This window comes from Enterobacter cloacae complex sp. 2024EL-00214 (assembly GCF_043945575.1).
GTDB classification, from domain to species: domain Bacteria; phylum Pseudomonadota; class Gammaproteobacteria; order Enterobacterales; family Enterobacteriaceae; genus Enterobacter; species Enterobacter cloacae_P.
Map to the genome: position 1 here is coordinate 25,348 of NZ_JBIMRC010000004.1, position 21,309 is coordinate 46,656.

Sequence of the window (21,309 nt, forward strand, 5' to 3'; positions counted from 1 at the left end):
AAAGAGTTACAAATGAAAGTGAGGGACGCACTGTTTACTCAGCCCTGAGGGACTCAGGGGATTAATTTGTAACAAAGGAAACGTACTGCACTAATTTTCACCGTAGCAGATGATTTTTGCGCCTTGTCGCTGCTGCGTGTGGTTGGTAAAGTAAGCGGATTTTGTTTTCCGCCCCAGCTTTCAGGATTATCCCTTAGTATGTTGAAAAAATTTCGTGGCATGTTTTCCAATGACCTGTCCATTGACCTGGGTACCGCGAATACCCTTATCTATGTAAAAGGACAAGGCATCGTATTGAATGAGCCTTCCGTTGTGGCCATTCGTCAGGATCGTGCAGGCTCGCCAAAAAGCGTGGCCGCAGTGGGTCATGACGCGAAGCAGATGCTGGGCCGTACCCCAGGCAACATCGCCGCAATCCGCCCAATGAAAGACGGCGTTATCGCTGACTTCTTCGTGACTGAAAAAATGCTTCAGCACTTCATCAAGCAGGTTCACAGCAACAGCTTCATGCGTCCAAGCCCGCGTGTTCTGGTGTGTGTGCCGGTTGGCGCAACACAGGTAGAACGTCGCGCAATCCGTGAATCCGCTCAGGGTGCGGGTGCGCGTGAAGTGTTCCTGATTGAAGAGCCAATGGCTGCAGCCATTGGTGCGGGTCTGCCCGTCTCTGAAGCGACCGGTTCTATGGTGGTTGATATCGGTGGTGGTACCACTGAAGTGGCCGTTATCTCCCTGAACGGTGTGGTGTACTCCTCTTCCGTGCGTATCGGTGGTGACCGTTTCGACGAAGCCATTATTAATTATGTTCGCCGTAACTACGGCTCTCTGATCGGTGAAGCCACCGCAGAGCGTATCAAGCATGAAATCGGTTCTGCTTATCCTGGCGATGAAGTTCGTGAAATTGAAGTTCGTGGCCGTAACCTGGCTGAAGGTGTTCCACGCGGCTTCACTCTGAACTCCAACGAAATCCTGGAAGCGCTGCAAGAGCCGCTGACCGGTATCGTGAGCGCGGTGATGGTTGCCCTGGAACAGTGCCCACCAGAACTGGCGTCCGATATCTCCGAGCGCGGTATGGTGCTGACCGGTGGTGGTGCGCTGCTGCGTAACCTCGACCGCCTGTTAATGGAAGAGACAGGTATTCCTGTCGTAGTTGCAGAAGATCCACTGACTTGCGTCGCCCGCGGTGGTGGCAAGGCGCTGGAAATGATCGACATGCACGGCGGCGACTTGTTCAGCGAAGAGTAGTCATTGTGAAAGGGTAGCGCATCGCTACCCTTTCTCTCTGACGCGAGAATACGCATAGCCTATGAAGCCAATTTTTAGCCGTGGCCCATCGCTACAGTTTCGCCTCATCCTGGCGGTTCTGGTTGCGCTTGGGGTCATTATTGCCGATAGCCGCCTCGGTACGTTCAGCCAGATCAGAACGTACATGGATACCGCCGTCAGTCCTTTCTACTTTGTATCAAATGGTCCCCGTGAATTACTCGACTCCGTTTCTCAAACGCTGTCTTCGCGTGACCAACTCGAACTCGAAAACCGGGCATTACGCCAGGAACTGCTGCTGAAAAACAGCGAGCTGCTGATGCTGGGGCAATACAAGCAGGAAAACGCGCGTCTGCGTGAACTGCTTGGCTCACCGCTGCGTCAGGATGAGCAGAAAATGGTTACGCAGGTGATCTCCACCGTCAACGATCCTTACAGCGATCAGGTGGTGATCGACAAGGGTAGCGCCAACGGTGTGTATGAAGGTCAGCCTGTTATCAGTGATAAAGGCGTTGTGGGCCAGGTGGTTGCTGTTGCCAAACTAACCAGCCGCGTTCTGCTGATTTGTGATGCCACGCATGCGTTACCGATTCAGGTGCTGCGCAACGACATCCGCGTCATTGCGGCCGGTAACGGCTGTACGGACGATCTGCAGCTGGAACACCTGCCTGCCAACACGGATATCCGTGTGGGTGACGTACTGGTGACCTCCGGTCTGGGTGGTCGTTTCCCTGAAGGGTATCCGGTTGCGGTTGTCTCTTCCGTGAAGCTTGATACACAGCGTGCTTACACCGTGATTCAGGCGCGTCCAACGGCGGGTTTACAGCGTCTGCGCTACCTGCTGCTGCTGTGGGGTGCCGATCGTAACGGGACTAACCCAATGACGCCGGAAGATGTGCATCGTGTAGCGAATGAGCGCCTGATGCAGATGATGCCGCAGGTTCTCCCTCCGGTAGACTCAATGGGGCCTCCAGCACCAGTACCTGCACCTGCGACGGGGTTAACGCAGCCGCCTCTGGATGCGCCGCCACCACCGCAACTCCCTGTGGGAGGGCAGTAGTGGCAAGTTATCGTAGCCAGGGACGCTGGGTTATCTGGCTCTCGTTTCTCATTGCGTTGTTACTGCAAATCATGCCCTGGCCGGACAACATTCTCGTTTTCCGGCCAAACTGGGTTTTGCTCATTTTGCTCTACTGGATCCTTGCCCTGCCGCACCGGGTAAATGTCGGCACGGGTTTTGTGATGGGTGCCATACTGGATCTCATTAGTGGCTCGACGCTGGGCGTACGTGCCTTATCCATGAGCATTATTGCGTATCTCGTCGCACTCAAATTCCAGCTCTTTCGTAACCTCGCGCTCTGGCAACAGGCTCTGGTGGTGATGTTGTTATCGCTTGCTGCGGATATCGTTGTTTTCTGGGCAGAGTTTTTAGTGATAAACGTCTCTTTCCGACCGGAAGTGTTCTGGAGTAGTGTAGTAAACGGTGTGCTCTGGCCGTGGCTGTTTTTGCTGATGCGTAAAATTCGCCAGCAGTTTGCTGTGCAGTAAAAGGTTGCTATGACGTCTATATATCTTGCCTCTGGTTCTCCGCGCCGCCAGGAACTGCTCACTCAACTGGGGGTTTCCTTTGAGCGCATCGTGACTGGCATCGAAGAAAAACGTGCTGAGGGCGAAAGTGCTCAGCAGTACGTTTCTCGTCTGGCACGAGAGAAAGCGCAGGCCGGTGTAGCACAAACACCGCGTGACTTACCGGTCCTGGGGGCAGATACCATCGTTATCCTTAACGGTGAGGTGCTTGAGAAACCGCACGATGCAGAGCATGCGGCGCGCATGCTACGCAAAATGTCCGGGCAAACGCATCAGGTGATGACGGCCGTGGCGCTGGCGGACAGCCAGAACGTGCTGGATTGCCTGGTGGTGACGGACGTCACGTTCAGAGTGCTTACCGACGACGAGATCGCCGCTTATATTGCCAGCGGTGAACCTATGGATAAAGCAGGTGCATACGGTATTCAAGGGCTGGGTGGCTGTTTTGTCAGGAAGATTAATGGCAGCTATCACGCCGTAGTCGGCTTACCGCTGGTGGAAACGTATGAGTTGCTGAGCAATTTTAACTCACTGCGTGAGGGAAGGGATGATTATGACGGCTGAATTGTTGGTAAACGTAACGCCATCGGAAACCCGTGTGGCCTACATTGATGGTGGCATTCTTCAGGAAATTCATATTGAGCGTGAAGCGCGGCGCGGAATAGTAGGCAATATCTACAAAGGTCGTGTCAGTCGTGTACTGCCGGGGATGCAGGCGGCTTTTGTAGATATTGGACTGGATAAGGCGGCATTTTTACATGCCTCCGACATCATGCCGCACACCGAGTGCGTGGCTGGCGAAGAGCAAAAGCAGTTCGCCGTGCGCGACATCTCCGAGCTGGTACGTCAGGGCCAGGATCTGATGGTGCAGGTGGTGAAAGATCCCCTCGGTACCAAAGGTGCCCGTCTGACTACTGACATCACGTTACCTTCCCGTTATCTGGTCTTTATGCCTGGCGCATCGCACGTGGGTGTTTCCCAGCGTATTGAGAGTGAAAGCGAGCGCGAGCGCCTGAAGAAAGTGGTCAGCGCTTACTGCGATGAACAGGGCGGGTTCATCATCCGCACTGCAGCGGAAGGGATCAGCGAAGAAGACCTGGCGTCCGATGCCGCCTATCTGAAGCGCGTCTGGACGAAAGTGATGGAGCGTAAAAAACGCAACCAGACCCGCTATCAGCTGTACGGTGAGCTGGCGCTTGCTCAGCGCGTCCTGCGTGATTTTGCCGATGCACAGCTCGACAGAATTCGCGTGGACTCCCGCCTGACGTATGAAGCGCTGCTGGAATTCACCGCAGAGTACATTCCGGAAATGCCAGGCCTGCTGGAGCATTACTCTGGCCGTCAGCCGATTTTCGATCTCTATGATGTCGAAAATGAGATCCAGCGTGCGCTGGAGCGCAAGGTTGAGCTGAAGTCTGGCGGTTATCTGATTATCGATCAGACCGAGGCGATGACCACCGTGGATATCAACACCGGGGCATTTGTTGGCCATCGCAACCTGGATGACACCATTTTCAATACCAATATTGAAGCGACACAGGCCATTGCGCGCCAGCTTCGTTTGCGTAATCTGGGCGGCATTATCATCATCGACTTTATCGATATGAATAATGAAGACCACCGTCGCCGTGTGCTGCATTCGCTGGAGCAAGCGCTGAGTAAAGATCGCGTAAAAACCAGTATCAACGGCTTCTCGCAGCTGGGTCTGGTGGAAATGACGCGTAAGCGCACCCGCGAAAGTGTGGAGCATGTGCTGTGTAATGAATGCCCGACCTGTCACGGCCGTGGCACGGTAAAGACGGTGGAGACCGTTTGTTACGAAATCATGCGTGAAATCGTCCGCGTTCATCACGCCTACGACTCAGACCGTTTTCTGGTCTATGCTTCCCCTGCGGTGGCCGAGGCGCTGAAAGGCGAAGAGTCACACGCGCTGGCGGAAGTGGAAATCTTTGTCGGCAAGCAGGTAAAAGTGCAAATCGAGCCACTCTATAACCAGGAACAGTTTGACGTGGTGATGATGTAAAACGCAGTGCGCTGCGAGATCAAAGGCTGACAAGGAGAGATGCGTGAGGCGATTGCCGGGGATTTTACTGCTTACAGGGGCAACGCTTGTCGTGATTGTCGCGTTGCTCGTGAGCGGGCTGCGCCTCGTTTTGCCGCATCTGAACAGCTGGCGTCCGCAGGTGCTGGCGAAAATCGAATCGTCCACTGGTATACCGGTGGACGTGAGCCAGGTCAGTGCGAACTGGCAGAACTTTGGTCCGACGCTTGATGTCCGGGATATCAATGCCAGTCTGAAAGACGGTGGCTACCTGAAAATCAAACGTGTGACCCTGGCGCTGGATGTCTGGCAAAGTTTGCTGCATCTGCGCTGGCAGTTTCGCGATCTCACCTTTTATCAACTCCAGTTACTGACCAATACGCCGCTGAGCAGTGGCGACAGCGATCAGGGCCTTGAAACCAACCACATCAGCGATCTCTTCCTGCGTCAGTTCGATCATTTCGATCTGCGCGACAGCGAAGTGAGCTTTATTACCCTTTCGGGCCAGCGTGCTGAGCTGACGATCCCACAGCTGACCTGGCTCAACGGCAAAGATCGCCACCGTGCTGAAGGGCAGCTCAATCTCTCCAGTCTGAATGGTCAACATGGTGTCATGCAGGTGCGTATGGATCTGCGTGACGACAACGGTTTGTTGAACAACGGCAAGGTGTGGCTGCAGGCCGACGACGTAGATGTAAAGCCGTGGCTGGGAGACTGGTTACAGCAAAACATGCAGCTGGAAACGGCTCGCTTTAGCCTTGAAGGCTGGATGACCCTGACGAAAGGGGTGTTTGCCAGTGGTGATATCTGGCTAAAGCAGGGAGGGGCGAGCTGGAAAGGTGAAAACCAACAGCATCAGCTTTCCGTAGATAATCTCACCGCACACGTCACGCAGGAGAAAGGGGGCTGGCAGTTTGCTATCCCGGACACGCGTATCACGATGGACAGCAAGCCCTGGCCGCGCGGTGCGCTGACGCTGGCCTGGATGCCGGAACAGGATGTTGGCGGCGCGAACAGTAAACGCAGCGATGAGCTGCGCATCCGTGCCAGCAACCTGGATCTGGCGGCGGTAGAAGGGCTTCGCTCAATGGCAACAAAGCTCTCTCCGGATCTGGGGGCTATCTGGCTGGCGACACAGCCGAGCGGGAAAATAGACACCCTGGCGCTGGATATCCCGTTACAGGCAACGGAGAAAACCCGTTTTCAGTCCACGTGGAAAGATCTGGCCTGGAAGCAGTGGAAATTACTGCCGGGAGCAGAGCACTTTAGCGGCAAGCTGGAAGGGAGCGTTGAGAACGGCAGGCTGACAGCCGATATGCATGACGCCAAAATGCCTTACGAAACGGTTTTCCGCGCCCCGCTGGAAATTGAAAAAGGTAGCGCTATTCTCAACTGGCAGAATAATGATAAAGGTTTTCAACTGGATGGCCGCCATATTGATGTGAAAGCCAAAGGCGTACACGCGCGTGGTGATTTCCGCTATCTTCAGCCAACAGGTGAAGAGCCGTGGCTGGGTATTCTGGCGGGGATCAGTACGAACGACGGTTCACAGGCCTGGCGTTACTTCCCGGAAAACCTGATGGGTAAAGCGCTGGTGGATTACCTGAGTGGCGCGATCCAGGGGGGACAGGCGGATAACGCCACGCTGGTCTACGGCGGCAACCCGCATCTGTTCCCGTACAAACATAACGAAGGTCAGTTCCAGGTGCTGGTGCCTTTGCACAAGGCGACCTTTGCCTTCCAGCCGGACTGGCCTGCGCTTAAAAACCTCGATATTGAACTCAACTTTCTCAATGACGGGTTGTGGATGAAGTCGGACAACGTTGCGCTGGGCGGCGTGACGGCCAGCAATCTGACGGCAAATATCCCGGATTACTCAAAAGAGAAACTGCTCATTGATGCCGATATCAACGGCCCGGGTAAAGCGGTTGGCCCTTACTTTGAGGAGACTCCGCTAAAAGAGTCGCTGGGTGCCACGCTTCAACAGCTGCAGCTTGATGGCGATGTGAATGCTCGCTTACATCTCGATATCCCGCTGGATGGCAAGATGACCACGGCGAAAGGCGACGTCCGTCTCAATAACAACAGCCTGTATATCAAACCGCTTGAAAGTACCCTGAAAAACCTTAGCGGACAGTTCAGCTTTGTGAACGGTAACCTGAAAAGTGAGCCGCTTAAAGCCACCTGGTTTAACCAGCCGATCAATATTGATTTTTCGACCACTGAGGGTGAAAAAGCCTATCAGGTGGCCATCAACATGGATGCTCACTGGCAGCCGTCGCGTATGGATGTACTGCCACAAGCGATAGGTGAATCGCTTGATGGTGCGGCCTCCTGGAATGGCAAAGTGGCGATTGATCTGCCTTATCACGCTGGTGCGCATTATAAAGTCGACATCACGGGCGATCTGAAAAACCTGAGTAGCCAGTTACCTGTACCGCTGGATAAAAAAGCCGGACAGTCGTTACCGGTGAAGCTTAACGTTGATGGCAACCTGAACAGCTTCGAACTGATCGGCAGCGCGGGGGGGGCAAACCACTTCAACAGCCGCTGGCTACTTAACCGGAAACTCACGCTCGACAGAGCCATCTGGACGACGGACAGCCGAAGCACACCGCCATTGCCAGAACAGACGGGTGTTGAGCTGAATCTCCCACCGATGGATGGCGCACAATGGCTGGCACTGTTCCAGCAAGGGGTTGGGAAAAACGTGGGTGATTCCGCCCAGTTCCCCCAGGCCATCACTATACGCACCCCTTCACTGACGCTGGGTGGGCAGCAGTGGAATAACCTGAGCATTGTCTCCAGGCCAACGGATAACGGCTCGAAAGTGGAGGCACAAGGCAGGGAAATTAACGCCACGCTGGCGATGCGTAAGAACGCGCCGTGGCAGGCGGCGATCCGCTATCTCTACTACAACCCGGCTACTGAGAACGGTAAAGACCCACTGGCAAATACGTCGCCTCTGAGTAACACGTCCCGCGTGGATTTCAGCGGCTGGCCCGATGTGCAATTGCGCTGTGCCGAGTGCTGGCTATGGGGACAAAAGTATGGCCGTATCGACGGGGATTTTGCCGTCCGGGGCAATACCATGAGCCTCTCCGGCGGGCTGGTGGATACCGGCTTTGGCCGTCTGACGGCCGAGGGCGAATGGGTGAATACTCCGGGCGAACAGCGTACCTCACTGAAAGGTAACATTAAGGGCAACAAGCTGGATGCGGCGACGGGTTTCTTTGGTGTCAGTACCCCGCTTCGTGGTTCGTCCTTCGATATGGATTACGACCTGCACTGGCGTGCGGCACCGTGGAAGCCTGACGAAGCTTCGCTTAACGGTATCCTGAAAACCCACATCGGTAAGGGCGAAATTGCTGACGTAAGTACCGGTCATGCCGGACAGATCCTGCGTCTGCTGAGCTTTGATGCGTTGTTGCGTAAGCTGCGTTTTGACTTTAGCGATACCTTCAGCGAAGGCTTTTATTATGACTCCATCCGCAGTACGGCGTGGATCAAGGACGGCGTGCTGCACACAGACGACACCCTGGTGGATGGCCTGGAAGCGGATATCGCGATGAAAGGGTCGGTGGATCTCGTGCGTCGCGAGCTGGATATGGAAGCTGTGGTGGCACCGGAAATTTCCGCCACCGTGGGTGTTGCGACGGCCTTTGTGGTGAACCCGATAATCGGGGCGGCAGTGTTCGCCGCCAGCAAGGTGCTGGGGCCGCTGTGGAGCAAAGTGTCTATTCTGCGCTACCGCATTACGGGGCCAGTGGATAAACCGCAGATTAATGAAGTGCTGCGCCAGCCGCGCAAAGATGCACAGCAATGATTTGACGTGGGCAGGTAATTGCCTCACTCTCAATAAATATGATCTTTATACCGCCCCGGGCGGCAACGAACGAGTAGCAATACGATGAGTCTGAACCTGGTAAGTGAACATTTGCTCGCAGCGAACGGCCTGAGCCATCAGAACCTGTTCTCCATTCTCGGTCAACTGACCGAACGCCGTCTCGACTACGGCGATCTCTATTTCCAGTCGAGCTATCACGAATCCTGGGTTTTAGAAGACAGCATCATCAAAGATGGTTCTTATAACATCGATCAGGGCGTCGGCGTGCGCGCCGTCAGCGGCGAGAAAACTGGTTTTGCCTATGCCGACCAGATTAGCCTGAACGCACTGGAGCAGAGTGCGCAGGCCGCGCGTACCATCGTGCGTGAAACCGGCGATGGTCGCGTGAAAACGCTGGGTGAAGTGCAGCATTCTGCACTCTATACCAGCATCGACCCGCTGCAGAGCATGAGCCGCGAGGAGAAGCTGGATATCCTGCGTCGCGTGGACAACGTCGCGCGCGCTACGGATAAACGCGTGCAGGAAGTGTCTGCCAGCCTGAGCGGTGTATATGAACTGATTCTGGTAGCCGCAACCGACGGTACGCTGGCAGCAGATGTGCGCCCGCTGGTACGTCTTTCCATCAGTGTACAGGTGGAAGATGACGGCAAGCGTGAGCGCGGCTCAAGCGGCGGCGGCGGTCGTTTTGGTTATGACTGGTTCCTGGGCGATGTCGACGGTGAAGTGCGCGCGGACGCGTGGGCGAAAGAGGCCGTGCGTATGGCGCTGGTCAATCTCTCTGCGGTCGCCGCTCCGGCGGGCACATTGCCGGTGGTTCTGGGCGCGGGCTGGCCGGGGGTGCTGCTGCACGAAGCGGTGGGGCATGGCCTGGAAGGTGATTTTAACCGTCGCGGCACTTCTGTATTCAGCGGGCAGATGGGTCAGCTTGTCTCTTCTGAACTCTGTACCATCGTGGATGACGGTACGATGCGTGACCGTCGTGGCTCTGTGGCAATTGATGATGAAGGTACACCTGGCCAGTACAACGTGCTGATCGAAAACGGTGTGCTGAAAGGCTACATGCAGGACAAACTCAACGCACGCCTGATGGGCGTTGCGCCAACGGGCAACGGTCGTCGCGAATCTTACGCGCACCTGCCAATGCCGCGTATGACCAACACCTACATGCTGCCGGGCAAATCCACGCCGCAGGAGATTATCGAGTCCGTGGATTACGGTATCTTTGCGCCAAACTTTGGCGGCGGTCAGGTGGATATCACCTCCGGTAAGTTTGTCTTCTCCACTTCAGAGGCCTATCTGATTGAGAAGGGTAAAGTGACCAAAGCGGTAAAAGGCGCAACCCTGATTGGCTCCGGTATTGAAGCCATGCAGCAAATCTCTATGGTCGGTAACGACCTGAAGCTGGATAACGGTGTGGGCGTCTGCGGTAAAGAGGGCCAGAGCCTGCCAGTGGGCGTCGGTCAGCCAACGCTGAAAGTGGATAATCTGACGGTGGGCGGTACCGTCTGATCGGAAGCAGTATGAAAAAAAGGCGCTACTCAAAAAGTAGCGCCTTTTTTTTAACGTAAATGCTCTAACGGGATTTCAGGATCCGGCTCGTGAGTGATGCGGTTGCGCAGATCACGACGAATAATTTCAATTGACCAGAACCAGACCAGATGGCCTACGATTTCTGAAACGTGTTCGTACCACGGAAGATCAAAGAGCGGTGGGGTAAGCCCCATCAGCGGGAATGAGATCATGTGGACAAACAGCTGAGCTAATGCACCGGCCAGCAAGCCTTGCCAGAGTTTTATTTTCGGGAAGACTTCTGCAACTATGCAATAACCTACGGCAAAGACGATTGAGAAAATAATATGCGTCACGCCAACCCAGTTAAATATATGTCCGGCAAATGTATAAACGGCCGCGTTAGGATCAATAATCCCCAGCCAGTCGCGCAGAAATACATACGGAGGGTTTAAAAAATTGCGTGAGCAATCGATCTGACCTGCTGCTCTTATTAGTTGTTCTGGCCCGCATGCACCGGTGAATAAATCGATGGGACTACGTGGTGGAAGCGGGACTTCAGCCCCCCATTTTACAAATGCGGAGACAATCCCTGCAATCAGGCCAATGAATGCGGCGAGTCCGTAGCGCCTCCGTGAAGGCGGTGTCATTTCAAATAGATTCATTGTTATTCCTTGTTTAAAGTGATCCTGAGAAATATATTTTTATTGTTTATATGTATAACAAAAATATAACAGTCTGAATTTCAGACGACTACAAGATAAATGACGGGTAGCAAAAGTGTCAATTAACTATTCCTGATAGTCGGGAAGGGGAATTCCTGAATGACTGCTATAGTCATTCAGAGAATATTCATGCCAGATATTCGTTCAGGCGCTGTTGAATTACTCCTTCCTTCTCCCCCGCATTTCCTGGAACAGTTCCGCCACTTTCACAAAATACTCAGTCAGATAGTTGATGCAGACCTGTACTTTGAGCGGCAGCTTGTCTTTCTCTGTATACAGAGCGTAGACCGGGCGCGGATCGGACTGATAGCGCGGGAACAGGATCTCCAGCTCACCGCTGTTGATCTCGTTGATCACCCACATCAACGGTACGTAGGCGATCCCGGCACCGGCAACCAGCCAGCGGGAGAGGGTCATTGGATCGTTGGTCACGAACCGGCCTTCAGGGAGCAGTCTGGTAGAAAGTCCTTCCGGAGCAATCAGCTCAAATTCATTATCCGGACGCACGCTGTATCCCAGCCAGGAGTGGTTACTGAGGTCGGCGGGTTTTTCTGGTATGCCGTACTGCGCCAGATAGCTTTTCGAGGCGCAAACCACCATTGGCATACTGCCCAGCCGACGAGAGAAGAGGCTGGAGTCCTGCAATGCGCCTACGCGGATCACCACATCCAGACCATCGGCAATCAGATCCGGGGCCGGAATGCCCGTCACCAGATTGACGGTTAACCCCGGATACTCTTTAAGCATTTCTGCGGTCATGGCAGCGAGAACATTTTGTGCCATAGTTGAAGAACAACCAATGCGCAGGGTGCCGATAGGCGTGTTGTTAAAGGCGTAGAGCTGCTCGTGAACATCCTGCACTTCATGCAGCATGCGGCGACAGCCCTGATAGTAAATTTTACCCGCCTCCGTCAGTCCAATGCTGCGGGTACTGCGGTTGAGCAGCTTGACCTGAAGCTCATCTTCCAGTTTTGACACCGTCTGGCTGATGGAAGAGACGCTCATCTGAAGTTGCCGTGCTGCGGCGGTAAAAGAGCCAAGTTCAACCACTTTGGCAAAGACCGACATGCGTTTTAAACGTTCCATTATTCACTCTGGCTTAAAAGTGATTTAGATCACATATTATAGATAACAGCATAACAGTTACGTTAATATATTATTAATTACATAACGACTGCGCCACTCTCGCCCGGCGTTTCTTGCTCTTCTGCGGTGGCGTGCGCTAAAAAAATCTGTCGCCTGCACTCTCTCTTATCAAGGTCAACATGAGTCTGTTTCCCGTTATCGTGGTGTTCGGTTTGTCGTTCCCACCGATATTCTTTGAGCTTCTTTTATCACTGGCGATTTTCTGGCTGGTGCGCAGGGTGCTGGTCCCTACCGGGATCTACGATTTCGTCTGGCATCCTGCATTGTTCAATACCGCGCTGTATTGCTGCCTGTTTTACCTGATATCGCGCCTGTTTGTCTGAGGTTGATGTGAAAACGCTAACAAGAAAAATCTCCCGTACCGCCATCACAATGGCATTGGTTACCCTCGCGTTCATCGCTATCTTTCGCGCCTGGGTTTATTACACCGAATCACCGTGGACGCGCGATGCGCGTTTCAGCGCCGATGTGGTGGCGATTGCCCCTGATGTGGCCGGGCTTATCACCGCGGTGAACGTACACGACAACCAGCTGGTGAAAAAAGACCAGGTGCTGTTCACTATCGACCAGCCTCGTTATCAGAAAGCGCTGGAAGAATCAGAAGCAGACGTGGCCTATTACCAGGCGCTGGCCGCTGAAAAACGTCGTGAGGCCGGTCGTCGTAACCAGCTGGGCGTCCAGGCGATGTCCCGCGAAGAGATTGACCAGTCCAACAACGTGCTGCAAACCGTACTGCATCAGTTAGCGAAAGCCGAAGCGATGCGCGATCTGGCAAGGCTGGATCTGGAGCGTACGGTTATTCGCGCACCTTCGGATGGCTGGATAACCAACCTCAACGTCTATACCGGTGAATTTATTACCCGTGGCTCGACTGCCGTGGCGCTGGTGAAACAGAACTCCTTCTACGTGCTTGCCTATATGGAAGAAACCAAGCTTGAAGGGGTGCGTCCGGGCTATCGCGCGGAGATCACGCCGCTCGGCAGCAACCGCGTATTTAAAGGTACTGTGGATAGCGTTGCTGCCGGTGTCACGAACGCCAGCAGTACCAACGACAAGAAAGGGATGGCGACGGTAGATTCCAATCTGGAATGGGTACGTCTGGCACAGCGTGTGCCGGTGCGTATCCATCTGGATGAACAGCAGGGCAACCTGTGGCCTGCGGGTACTACGGCAACTGTGGTCATTACTGGTGCAAAGGATCGCGATGCCAGCCAGGATTCCATCTTCCGTAAAATAGCACATCGCCTGCGTGAGTTTGGTTAATCGTTATGGGTATCTTTTCCATCGCCAGCCAGCACATCCGCTTCGCCGTGAAGCTGGCGTGTGCCATCGTGCTGGCGCTGTTTGTTGGCTTTCACTTCCAGCTGGAAACGCCACGCTGGGCGGTGCTGACGGCAGCGATTGTCGCGGCAGGCCCTGCATTTGCGGCGGGGGGAGAACCCTACTCCGGCGCGATTCGCTACCGTGGGATGTTGCGTATCGTCGGGACGTTTATCGGTTGTATTGCGGCACTCGCCATTATTATTCTGATGATCCGCACGCCGCTGTTGATGCTGATGGTGTGCTGTATCTGGGCGGGCTTCTGCACCTGGATCTCCTCCCTGGTAAAAGTGGAAAACTCCTATGCCTGGGGGCTCTCCGGCTATACCGCACTGATTATCATCATTACCATCCAGGCCAACCCGCTGCTCGCGCCACAGTTTGCCGTGGAGCGTTGTAGCGAAATTGTCATTGGTATCGTCTGCGCCATCGTGGCTGACCTGCTTTTCTCACCGCGCTCCATCAAGCAGGAAGTGGATCGCGAGCTGGATGCGTTAATTGTTTCCCAGTACCAACTGATGCAGCTGTGCATTGCGCATGGTGACAAAATTGAGGTCGATAAAGCCTGGGGTGGGCTGGTGCGCCGCACAACGGCCCTGGATGGGATGCGCAGTAACCTGAACATGGAGTCCTCTCGCTGGGCGCGTGCTAACCGCCGCCTTAAAGCGATCAATACCGTCGCCTTAACGCTGATTACACAGGCGTGTGAAACGTATCTGATTCAAAACACCCGCCCTGAAGCGATAACCGATACTTTCCGTGAGCTGTTTGCCGAGCCGGTAGAGACGGTGCAGGACGTGCATAAACAGCTCAAGCGTATGCGACGGGTGATCGCCTGGACCGGGGAGCGCGACACCCCGGTGACGATTTACACCTGGGTCGGCGCGGCGACGCGCTATCTGTTGCTTAAACGTGGCGTGATCGGCAATGCCAAAATCAGTGCCGCTGAAGAGGAAGTGTTACAGGGAGAAGTGGTGATCAAAGCAGAGTCGGCCGAGCGTCACCACGCAATGGTCAATTTCTGGCGCACCACGCTTGCCTGTATGCTCGGCACGTTGTTCTGGCTGTGGACGGGCTGGACGTCCGGTAGTGGGGCTATGGTGATGATTGCCGTTGTCACGTCGCTGGCAATGCGTCTGCCCAACCCGCGTATGGTTGCTATCGACTTTCTGTACGGCACAATCGCTGCGCTGCCGATAGGTGCGTTCTATTTCCTGGTGATTATCCCGTCGACTCAGCAAAGCATGTTGTTGCTCTGTATTAGCCTTGCGGTGCTGGCGTTCTTCATTGGCATCGAGGTTCAGAAACGCCGTATTGGCTCGCTGGGGGCGCTGGCAAGCACCATCAACATCATTGTGCTGGATAACCCGATGACGTTCCATTTCAGCCAGTTCCTTGACAGTGCATTAGGACAGCTGGTGGGGTGTTTTCTGGCAATGATGGTGATCCTGCTGGTGCGGGATAACTCTCAGGCGCGAACCGGCCGTGTGCTGTTGAATCAGTTCGTGTCGGCTGCCGTATCGTCTCTGACGACAAACACTGCGCGCCGAAAAGAGAACCACCTGCCCGCGCTTTATCAGCAACTGTTCTTATTGTTGAATAAATTTCCGGACGATATTGGCAAGTTCCGCCTGGCGTTAACGATGATCATCGCACATCAGCGCTTGCGTAATGCCCCCGTGCCGATCAACGACGATCTGTCTGCCTTTCACCGTCAGCTGCGCCGCACTGCCGACCACGTGCTCTCCGCATCCAGTGATGACAAACGCCGTCGCTACTTTAAACAACTGCTTGAAGAGCTGGATATCTACCAGGAGAAACTGAAGGTCTGGGAAGCGCCACCTCAGGTGACGGAGCCGGTAGGGCGGCTGGTGTTTATGCTGCACCGTTACGAAAATGCGCTGACCGATAGCTGATTAAAGAAAAAACCGACGCCAAAAGCGTCGGTTTTTTTGTAGCTATACTTAGTTCTGCAGGCTCTTACATTCAGAAAGGGAGGACACATGACTACCCTGGCTCTTCAGGACAACATCCTTTTTCAGACCGGCTATCTGGTCAACGGCATCTGGAAAACGCTGGACACGACCTTTGATGTGCTCAACCCGGCCACCGGTGAAGTGATCGCAAAAGTGGCGAAAGCCGGTAAAACCGAAACCGAAGAGGCGATTGCCGCCGCAACTAAAGCTTTCCCTTCATGGCGCGCCAGAACCGCGAAAGAGCGTTCAACCATCCTCTATCGCTGGTATGAACTGATTATTGAGAATAAAAGCTGGCTCGGGCGGTTAATGACCACCGAACAGGGTAAGCCCCTGAAAGAAGCAGAAGGTGAAGTCGAGTATGCTGCCAGCTTTATCCAGTGGTTTGCCGAGCAGGCCAAACGCGCGAATGGTGAAATTATTCCACCCGTCAAACCCGGCTCCCGCATTCTGGCAACCCGCGAACCTGTCGGCGTGGTGGCGGCGATTACGCCGTGGAACTTCCCGATGGCAATGCTTACCCGCAAGTTAGGCCCGGCGCTGGCAGCAGGGTGTACGGGGGTGATCAAACCGGCAAACAACACTCCGCTCAGCGCCTTTGCATTACTCGCGCTGGCAAAACAGGCGGGTGTGCCGGATGGCGTGCTTAACGCGGTAGCGGGAAACACGCATGAAATCAGCGATGCGATCATGGCCAGCCACGACGTGCGTAAAATCACGTTTACCGGGTCGACCTCTGTGGGCAAAACGCTGGTGCGAAACGCCGCAGAGACAATGAAAAAAGTCTCAATGGAGCTGGGAGGAAATGCTCCCTATATCGTCTTTGAGGATGCGGACATTGATGCAGCTGTGAAAGGGGCGATTACCAACAAATTCCGTAATGCCGGGCAGGTCTGCGTCAGCGTTAATCGCTTCTATATTCAGGAAACCGTTTACGACAAGTTTGTTAATCAGCTTGCTGATGCGGTGAACGCGCTGAAGGTCGGAAATGGTCTGGAAGAAGGGGTCGTCGTCGGGCCGCTGATTGAACCTTCGGCGGTCAACAAAGTGCGGGAACACGTTGAAGATGCGATTGCCAACGGTGCGACCGTACTGGCAGGCGGCAAGGCACACCCACTTGGCGGTAATTTCTGGATGCCAACCGTGCTCGGAGACTGCCATGAAGGCATGAAGCTGGCAGGGGAAGAGACGTTTGGCCCTGTCGCGGCCTGCTTCCGTTTCACCTCAGAAGATGAAGTGATCCAGCGCGCCAATAACACACCATATGGCCTGGCGGCTTACTTCTATACCCAGAACCTGTCGCGGGTGTTCCGCGTCTCACAGGCCATCGAAAGCGGGATGATTGGCATCAACGAATGTGCCGTATCCACAGAGCTGGGACCTTTTGGTGGCGTAAAAGAGTCAGGTCTGGGGCGTGAGGGGTCTGTGTTGGGGCTGGAAGAGTATCTGGAAGTCAAAACCCTGCATATCGGGGGATTATAATAGACAGGGCGGCATTTGCCGCTCGCCTGGACTGGGTGGCTGGTAATGAAAATCTATACGTTTGATTTTGACGAGATTGACAGTCAGGAAGACTTCTATCGTGAATTTATCCAGGTGTTTGACCTTGAACAGGAAAGCGTCACGAATCTGGATACGCTGTGGGAAGTGGTCATCGACAGCCAGTTGCCGTTACCGCTGGAGATAGAGTTTATCCATCTGCCTGATAAGCTGCGCAGACGTTTTGGCGCGCTGGTTTTATTGTTTGATGAAGCAGAAGAAGAGCTGGAAGGACAGTTACGTTTTAACGTGCGCCACTGATTTAAGCGTTAAAAAAAGCCCCTGACCTTCTGGTCAGGGGCAAGTCGTATGATGAGATACGACGAGGGTTTATTTATACAGTTCCGCTGTAGCATGCCAGTGGTCACCCTGGTTCAGTTCGGTGACGCGATAGCTGCTGGCACCCGCTTTTTCAGCTTTTGCTGCCAGCTCCTGACGGATATCCATCGGAGAGCCGGTTACGGATGTGACAGAGATACTCCCCATCGACTGTAGAGTCTGTGCCTGGTCGGCATTGACCTGGTGAACGGCTGCGCTCGCGCCGAAAGAAAGTACAGATGCCAGGCCGAGGGTTGCGATGATTAATTGGGTTTTCATAGTCTTTACTCCTGAGCAGGGTGTACTCAACGGCGAGAAGGGTTGAACTGCTATTTTTATGCCAGGTGCCGTTGAGTGGAGAATGATGTTTTCGGGTATGACTAAAACTTATTTGTACAGCTCAGCGGTTGCGTGCCAGTGGTCGCCTGTACGCGCTTCAATGATGCGATAGGATGACGCACCCTGTTCTTCCGCTTTTTTGTTCAGCATGTCATGCATGTCCATCGGAGACGCACTGACCGCACCAACAGACACTGTGCCAATTGCCTGACGGGATTGCGCCTGATCGGCGTTGATGGAGTCAGCCGCAAAAGCACCGAATGACAGAACAGACAGGACGCTCAGCATCGCTACAGTAGTTTTGATTTTCATGATTCTTTACCTCGTCGAATTTTTTACTGGGGTCTTTGTTTCGTGACCCTCATCACAAAATCAAGTATACACTAATAACGATAAAAATTAATACCAGACTAATTGTTTCAATGGTTATTAAGAGTTAATAAACGTGATTTTTATAACCAAAATGCATAGTGATGGTCATTTTTTCGTCACATCTTCTTGCTATGTCTAACTAAATCAGAGGGATACTGGCTTTTGATTTTTTGTGCGATTTATTGAGGTAATATTCACTGCGTGAATGTTAGTGGGTGGTAAAAAGCACTATTTGGCAAAGCAGGGAGGGGAGAAAACAGGGGGAAACGCAGCGGGAGCAGAACAATCCCCGCAGCCGTGCTACGGGGAGAGAGGATTACAGTTCCTGTTCGAACAGAACCAGAATCGCTTCGTAGAGATCTTTGACGGAGAAATTATTTGCCGGAGTGGTAAAGATGGTGTCGTCACCGGCGATGGTGCCGAGGATACCTTCTGCTTTACCTAAGGAGTCCAGCAGGCGGGCAATCAGCTGTGCGGCACCCGGGCTGGTGTGGATCACGACAACGGCATCGTTATAGTCGATATCCAGAACCAGATTCTTCAGTGGGCTGGAGGTTGTCGGCACGCCAAGTTCGGCAGGCAGACAATAGACCATTTCCATTTTGGCATTACGCGTACGCACCGCGCCAAATTTGGTCAGCATACGGGAGACTTTCGACTGATTGATATTATCGAAGCCTTGTTCCTGCAACGCCTGAACAATTTCTCCCTGAGAACTGAATTTCTCTTCTTTGAGTAGCGCTTTAAACGCCTTTACTAATTCTTCTTGCTTAGACGAGCTTCGCATAAGTCACCCGGAATATAACGGTATAAACAACATTATTATGCATGTGGATGAATTTTTATGCAAACAATCTGCCTGAACCCAGGCTGAAATAATGTTATGAAAGGGAGTGATTTTATCAGATTTCGTTATCAGAAAACATGCCTGGGTCACGCCACGCAAATAAGCTTAAAAGTAAATTAAATGTTATCAAATTGATGTTGTTTTGGTGGCGTGGCAGGGTGTATTGTAACCACCTCTTAAATCGTTGCCGTCTGTTGTCAGATAGCATTCTGACGATAGAGAAAGTCGAGTGACCTCAAATTCTTTAGCTACGAAAATTGTAATTATTTACCTGCTGAATTATGGTCGCCGCAACGGAGTTACAGATACTTAAGTTAACCATAATAAGGAGTTTAGGATGAAAGTCGCAGTCCTCGGCGCTGCTGGTGGTATCGGCCAGGCGCTTGCCCTACTACTGAAAACCCAACTGCCTTCAGGCTCAGAACTCTCCCTGTACGATATTGCTCCGGTAACCCCAGGTGTGGCGGTTGACCTGAGCCACATCCCGACAGCTGTGAAAATCAAAGGCTTTTCCGGTGAAGATGCACGTCCTGCGCTGCAGGGCGCTGACGTTGTGCTGATCTCCGCGGGTGTGGCACGTAAGCCCGGTATGGATCGCTCTGACCTGTTCAACGTCAATGCGGGTATCGTGAAAAACCTGGTACAGCAGATCGCTGAAATCTGCCCGAAAGCCTGTATCGGTATCATTACTAACCCAGTGAACACCACCGTTGCTATCGCGGCAGAAGTGCTGAAGAAAGCCGGTGTTTACGACAAGAACAAACTGTTTGGCGTGACCACGCTGGACATCATCCGTTCCAACACCTTCGTGGCTGAGCTGAAAGGCAAGCAGCCAACCGACGTTGAAGTACCGGTTATCGGTGGTCACTCTGGTGTGACTATTCTGCCTCTGCTGTCGCAGATCCCTGGCGTAAGCTTCACCGAGCAGGAAGTGGCTGACCTGACCAAACGTATCCAGAACGCGGGCACCGAAGTGGTGGAAGCGAAGGCGGGTGGCGGTTCTGCAACTCTGTCTATGGGCCAGGCGGCTGCACGTTTCGGCCTGTCACTGGTTCGCGCCCTGCAGGGTGAGAAAGGTGTTGTTGAATGTGCTTATGTTGAAGGTGACGGCGCACACGCACGCTTCTTCTCTCAGCCACTGTTGCTGGGTAAAAACGGTATCGAAGAACATCAGTCAATTGGCAAGCTGAGCGCGTTCGAACAAAACGCGATGACAGGCATGCTGGACACGCTGAAGAAAGATATCACTCTGGGTGAAGAGTTCGTTAACAAGTAAAACGGACTTTCCCTTACAGGCCGGGTAAGCGTTCGCGCTACCCGGCAAAAAAAACGGAGCCAGGTGCTCCGTTTTTTTATGTCTGTCAGTTGGTGGCCGGGTATTCCTGAATCGTTACCTGAATCGTCAGCTTCTTATCGTTGCGCATGACTTCGACCGGAATGATAGAGCCAGGACGTATTTCTGCGACCTGATCCATCGTCTCCAGCGCCGATACCGCCGGACTGCCATTCACCGATATAATGACGTCATTGACCTGAATACCTGCGTTAGCCGCCGGACCGCCAGGGGAGACTTCGTTGACCACAATGCCCTGGATCTGATCGATACCGCCACCTTGCGAGTGCATTGGCGCAATCTCACGCCCACCAATACCGATGTAGCCGCGGATCACCCGACCATCGCGGATGAGCTTATCCATAATTTTGGTGGCCAGCTGGAACGGAATGGCAAAGCCGATACCTTCCGGCGTCTCGCCATCGTTACTCTTATCGAACGAGAGGGTGTTGATGCCCATCAGCTCGCCCAGCGAGTTGACCAGCGCGCCGCCAGAGTTACCGTGGTTGATTGACGCATCGGTCTGCAGGAAGTTCTGCCGCCCGGAGGGGTTCAGGCCAATTCGACCGGTGGCGCTGATAATCCCCTGAGTGATGGTCTGACCCAGGTTGTACGGGTTACCAATCGCCAGCACCACGTCGCCAATGTGCGGCGTACGTTTGCGGTTAATCGGGATGACCGGCAGGCCGCCCGTGGCGTTGATTTTCAGTACCGCCAGGTCGGTCAGGCTGTCAGAGCCGACGAGCAGAGCCTCAAACACGCGGCCATCCTGCAATGCGACGATAATCTGGTCGGCATCGTTGATCACGTGTTTGTTGGTAATGATGTAACCACGCTCGTCCATAATCACACCGGAACCGAGCGTGCGGATCTCCAGCTGATTATGGCTTGAGCTGTTAAGGCCACGGTTATAGACGTTAACCACGGCAGGTGCCGCACGGCGAACGGCCTGGTTGTAGGTGGCCGGTGTTTCATCCGTACTGTCAAACTGGGGGGCCGTCAGCTTGTTGAACTGACGTAAAGACGGCATAGCCACTAACAGCAGGCCAGCAACGATCAAACCGATGGCAATGGAACGAAAGAGCTTTAAAAGCATGATGCGCGTGTCGTTAAAAAAGGAACGATTTGCAGCATAACATGAGTTATCCGG

19 protein-coding genes are annotated in these 21,309 nt (G+C 53.7%); 13 read left to right on the forward strand and 6 right to left on the reverse strand.

The genetic code is table 11. From position 1 onward, the window contains the following. The first annotated feature begins 198 nt into the window (after nucleotides 1-198). The 7 genes from mreB to tldD all read left to right on the forward strand — a co-directional run bounded on the left by mreB (nucleotide 199) and on the right by tldD (nucleotide 10,244). Entirely contained in the window at nucleotides 199-1,242 is a 1,044-nt protein-coding gene (mreB, locus tag ACHHZ6_RS05785; protein ID WP_000913396.1) for a rod shape-determining protein MreB, read from the forward strand. A 61-nt stretch (nucleotides 1,243-1,303) separates the two neighbouring features. Next, nucleotides 1,304-2,320: a rod shape-determining protein MreC gene (mreC, locus tag ACHHZ6_RS05790; protein WP_182272828.1), complete on the forward strand. Its 1,017-nt coding sequence runs from the start codon at nucleotides 1,304-1,306 to the stop codon at nucleotides 2,318-2,320. Beyond that, nucleotides 2,320-2,808, forward strand: a complete 489-nt coding sequence (gene mreD, locus ACHHZ6_RS05795; RefSeq protein WP_182272827.1) for a rod shape-determining protein MreD — start codon at nucleotides 2,320-2,322, stop codon at nucleotides 2,806-2,808. The genes mreC and mreD overlap by 1 nt, the downstream gene beginning before the upstream one ends. A 9-nt stretch (nucleotides 2,809-2,817) precedes the next feature. Then, nucleotides 2,818-3,411 (forward strand): nucleoside triphosphate pyrophosphatase, encoded by a 594-nt coding sequence (locus tag ACHHZ6_RS05800; protein WP_182272826.1) that lies wholly within the window; start codon nucleotides 2,818-2,820, stop codon nucleotides 3,409-3,411. Then, nucleotides 3,401-4,870, forward strand: coding sequence for a ribonuclease G (gene rng, locus ACHHZ6_RS05805; protein ID WP_112013115.1), 1,470 nt, complete (start codon nucleotides 3,401-3,403; stop codon nucleotides 4,868-4,870). Before ACHHZ6_RS05800 ends, rng begins: the two co-directional genes overlap by 11 nt. 43 nt (nucleotides 4,871-4,913) lie before the next feature. Continuing rightward, nucleotides 4,914-8,714, forward strand: a complete 3,801-nt coding sequence (yhdP, locus tag ACHHZ6_RS05810) for an AsmA2 domain-containing protein YhdP (RefSeq protein ID WP_395121901.1) — start codon at nucleotides 4,914-4,916, stop codon at nucleotides 8,712-8,714. Between the two features lie 84 nt (nucleotides 8,715-8,798). Then, nucleotides 8,799-10,244 (forward strand): metalloprotease TldD, encoded by a 1,446-nt coding sequence (tldD, locus tag ACHHZ6_RS05815; protein ID WP_395121902.1) that lies wholly within the window; start codon nucleotides 8,799-8,801, stop codon nucleotides 10,242-10,244. Between the two features lie 50 nt (nucleotides 10,245-10,294). On the opposite strand, the gene ACHHZ6_RS05820 is transcribed toward tldD, so the two are convergent. Further along, nucleotides 10,295-10,909 carry a YagU family protein gene (locus ACHHZ6_RS05820; RefSeq protein ID WP_182919026.1) on the reverse strand — a complete coding sequence of 205 codons (615 nt, stop codon included), beginning with the start codon at nucleotides 10,907-10,909 and terminating at the stop codon, nucleotides 10,295-10,297. A gap of 219 nt (nucleotides 10,910-11,128) precedes the next feature. Further along, nucleotides 11,129-12,055: an HTH-type transcriptional activator AaeR gene (gene aaeR / locus ACHHZ6_RS05825; protein ID WP_182272823.1), complete on the reverse strand. Its 927-nt coding sequence runs from the start codon at nucleotides 12,053-12,055 to the stop codon at nucleotides 11,129-11,131. Between the two features lie 179 nt (nucleotides 12,056-12,234). Between aaeR and aaeX the strand changes: the two genes are divergently transcribed. From aaeX to ACHHZ6_RS05850, 5 genes are all read left to right on the forward strand, one after another. After that, entirely contained in the window at nucleotides 12,235-12,438 is a 204-nt protein-coding gene (aaeX, locus tag ACHHZ6_RS05830; RefSeq protein WP_000051841.1) for a p-hydroxybenzoic acid efflux pump operon protein AaeX, read from the forward strand. 7 nt (nucleotides 12,439-12,445) lie between these two features. Then, entirely contained in the window at nucleotides 12,446-13,378 is a 933-nt protein-coding gene (gene aaeA, locus ACHHZ6_RS05835; protein WP_182919025.1) for a p-hydroxybenzoic acid efflux pump subunit AaeA, read from the forward strand. 5 nt (nucleotides 13,379-13,383) lie between these two features. Continuing rightward, entirely contained in the window at nucleotides 13,384-15,351 is a 1,968-nt protein-coding gene (gene aaeB, locus ACHHZ6_RS05840) for a p-hydroxybenzoic acid efflux pump subunit AaeB (protein ID WP_182272821.1), read from the forward strand. Between the two features lie 87 nt (nucleotides 15,352-15,438). Then, the gene (locus ACHHZ6_RS05845; protein WP_182272820.1) at nucleotides 15,439-16,893 is read left to right on the forward strand and encodes an NAD-dependent succinate-semialdehyde dehydrogenase; all 1,455 of its coding nucleotides are present in this window, start codon (nucleotides 15,439-15,441) and stop codon (nucleotides 16,891-16,893) included. Nucleotides 16,894-16,938: 45 nt separating this feature from the next. After that, entirely contained in the window at nucleotides 16,939-17,211 is a 273-nt protein-coding gene (locus tag ACHHZ6_RS05850; protein ID WP_182272819.1) for a barstar family protein, read from the forward strand. 69 nt (nucleotides 17,212-17,280) lie between these two features. Here the strand turns inward: ACHHZ6_RS05850 and yhcN (ACHHZ6_RS05855) are convergent, their stop codons facing one another. The 3 genes from yhcN (ACHHZ6_RS05855) to argR all read right to left on the reverse strand — a co-directional run bounded on the left by yhcN (ACHHZ6_RS05855) (nucleotide 17,281) and on the right by argR (nucleotide 18,766). Then, a complete protein-coding gene (yhcN, locus tag ACHHZ6_RS05855) occupies nucleotides 17,281-17,547 on the reverse strand; it encodes a peroxide/acid stress response protein YhcN (protein WP_182272818.1) in 267 nt (88 codons plus the stop codon). 108 nt (nucleotides 17,548-17,655) lie between these two features. Then, entirely contained in the window at nucleotides 17,656-17,919 is a 264-nt protein-coding gene (yhcN, locus tag ACHHZ6_RS05860) for a peroxide/acid stress response protein YhcN (protein ID WP_182272817.1), read from the reverse strand. Between the two features lie 376 nt (nucleotides 17,920-18,295). Next, the gene (gene argR / locus ACHHZ6_RS05865) at nucleotides 18,296-18,766 is read right to left on the reverse strand and encodes a transcriptional regulator ArgR (protein WP_182919024.1); all 471 of its coding nucleotides are present in this window, start codon (nucleotides 18,764-18,766) and stop codon (nucleotides 18,296-18,298) included. 397 nt (nucleotides 18,767-19,163) lie between these two features. On the opposite strand from argR, the gene mdh reads away from it, so the two are divergent. Beyond that, entirely contained in the window at nucleotides 19,164-20,102 is a 939-nt protein-coding gene (mdh, locus tag ACHHZ6_RS05870) for a malate dehydrogenase (RefSeq protein ID WP_182272815.1), read from the forward strand. Nucleotides 20,103-20,187: 85 nt separating this feature from the next. Here mdh and degS read toward each other — a convergent pair whose 3' ends face one another. Further along, nucleotides 20,188-21,255 carry an outer membrane-stress sensor serine endopeptidase DegS gene (gene degS / locus ACHHZ6_RS05875; protein ID WP_182919023.1) on the reverse strand — a complete coding sequence of 356 codons (1,068 nt, stop codon included), beginning with the start codon at nucleotides 21,253-21,255 and terminating at the stop codon, nucleotides 20,188-20,190. Between the last annotated feature and the right edge of the window lie 54 nt (nucleotides 21,256-21,309).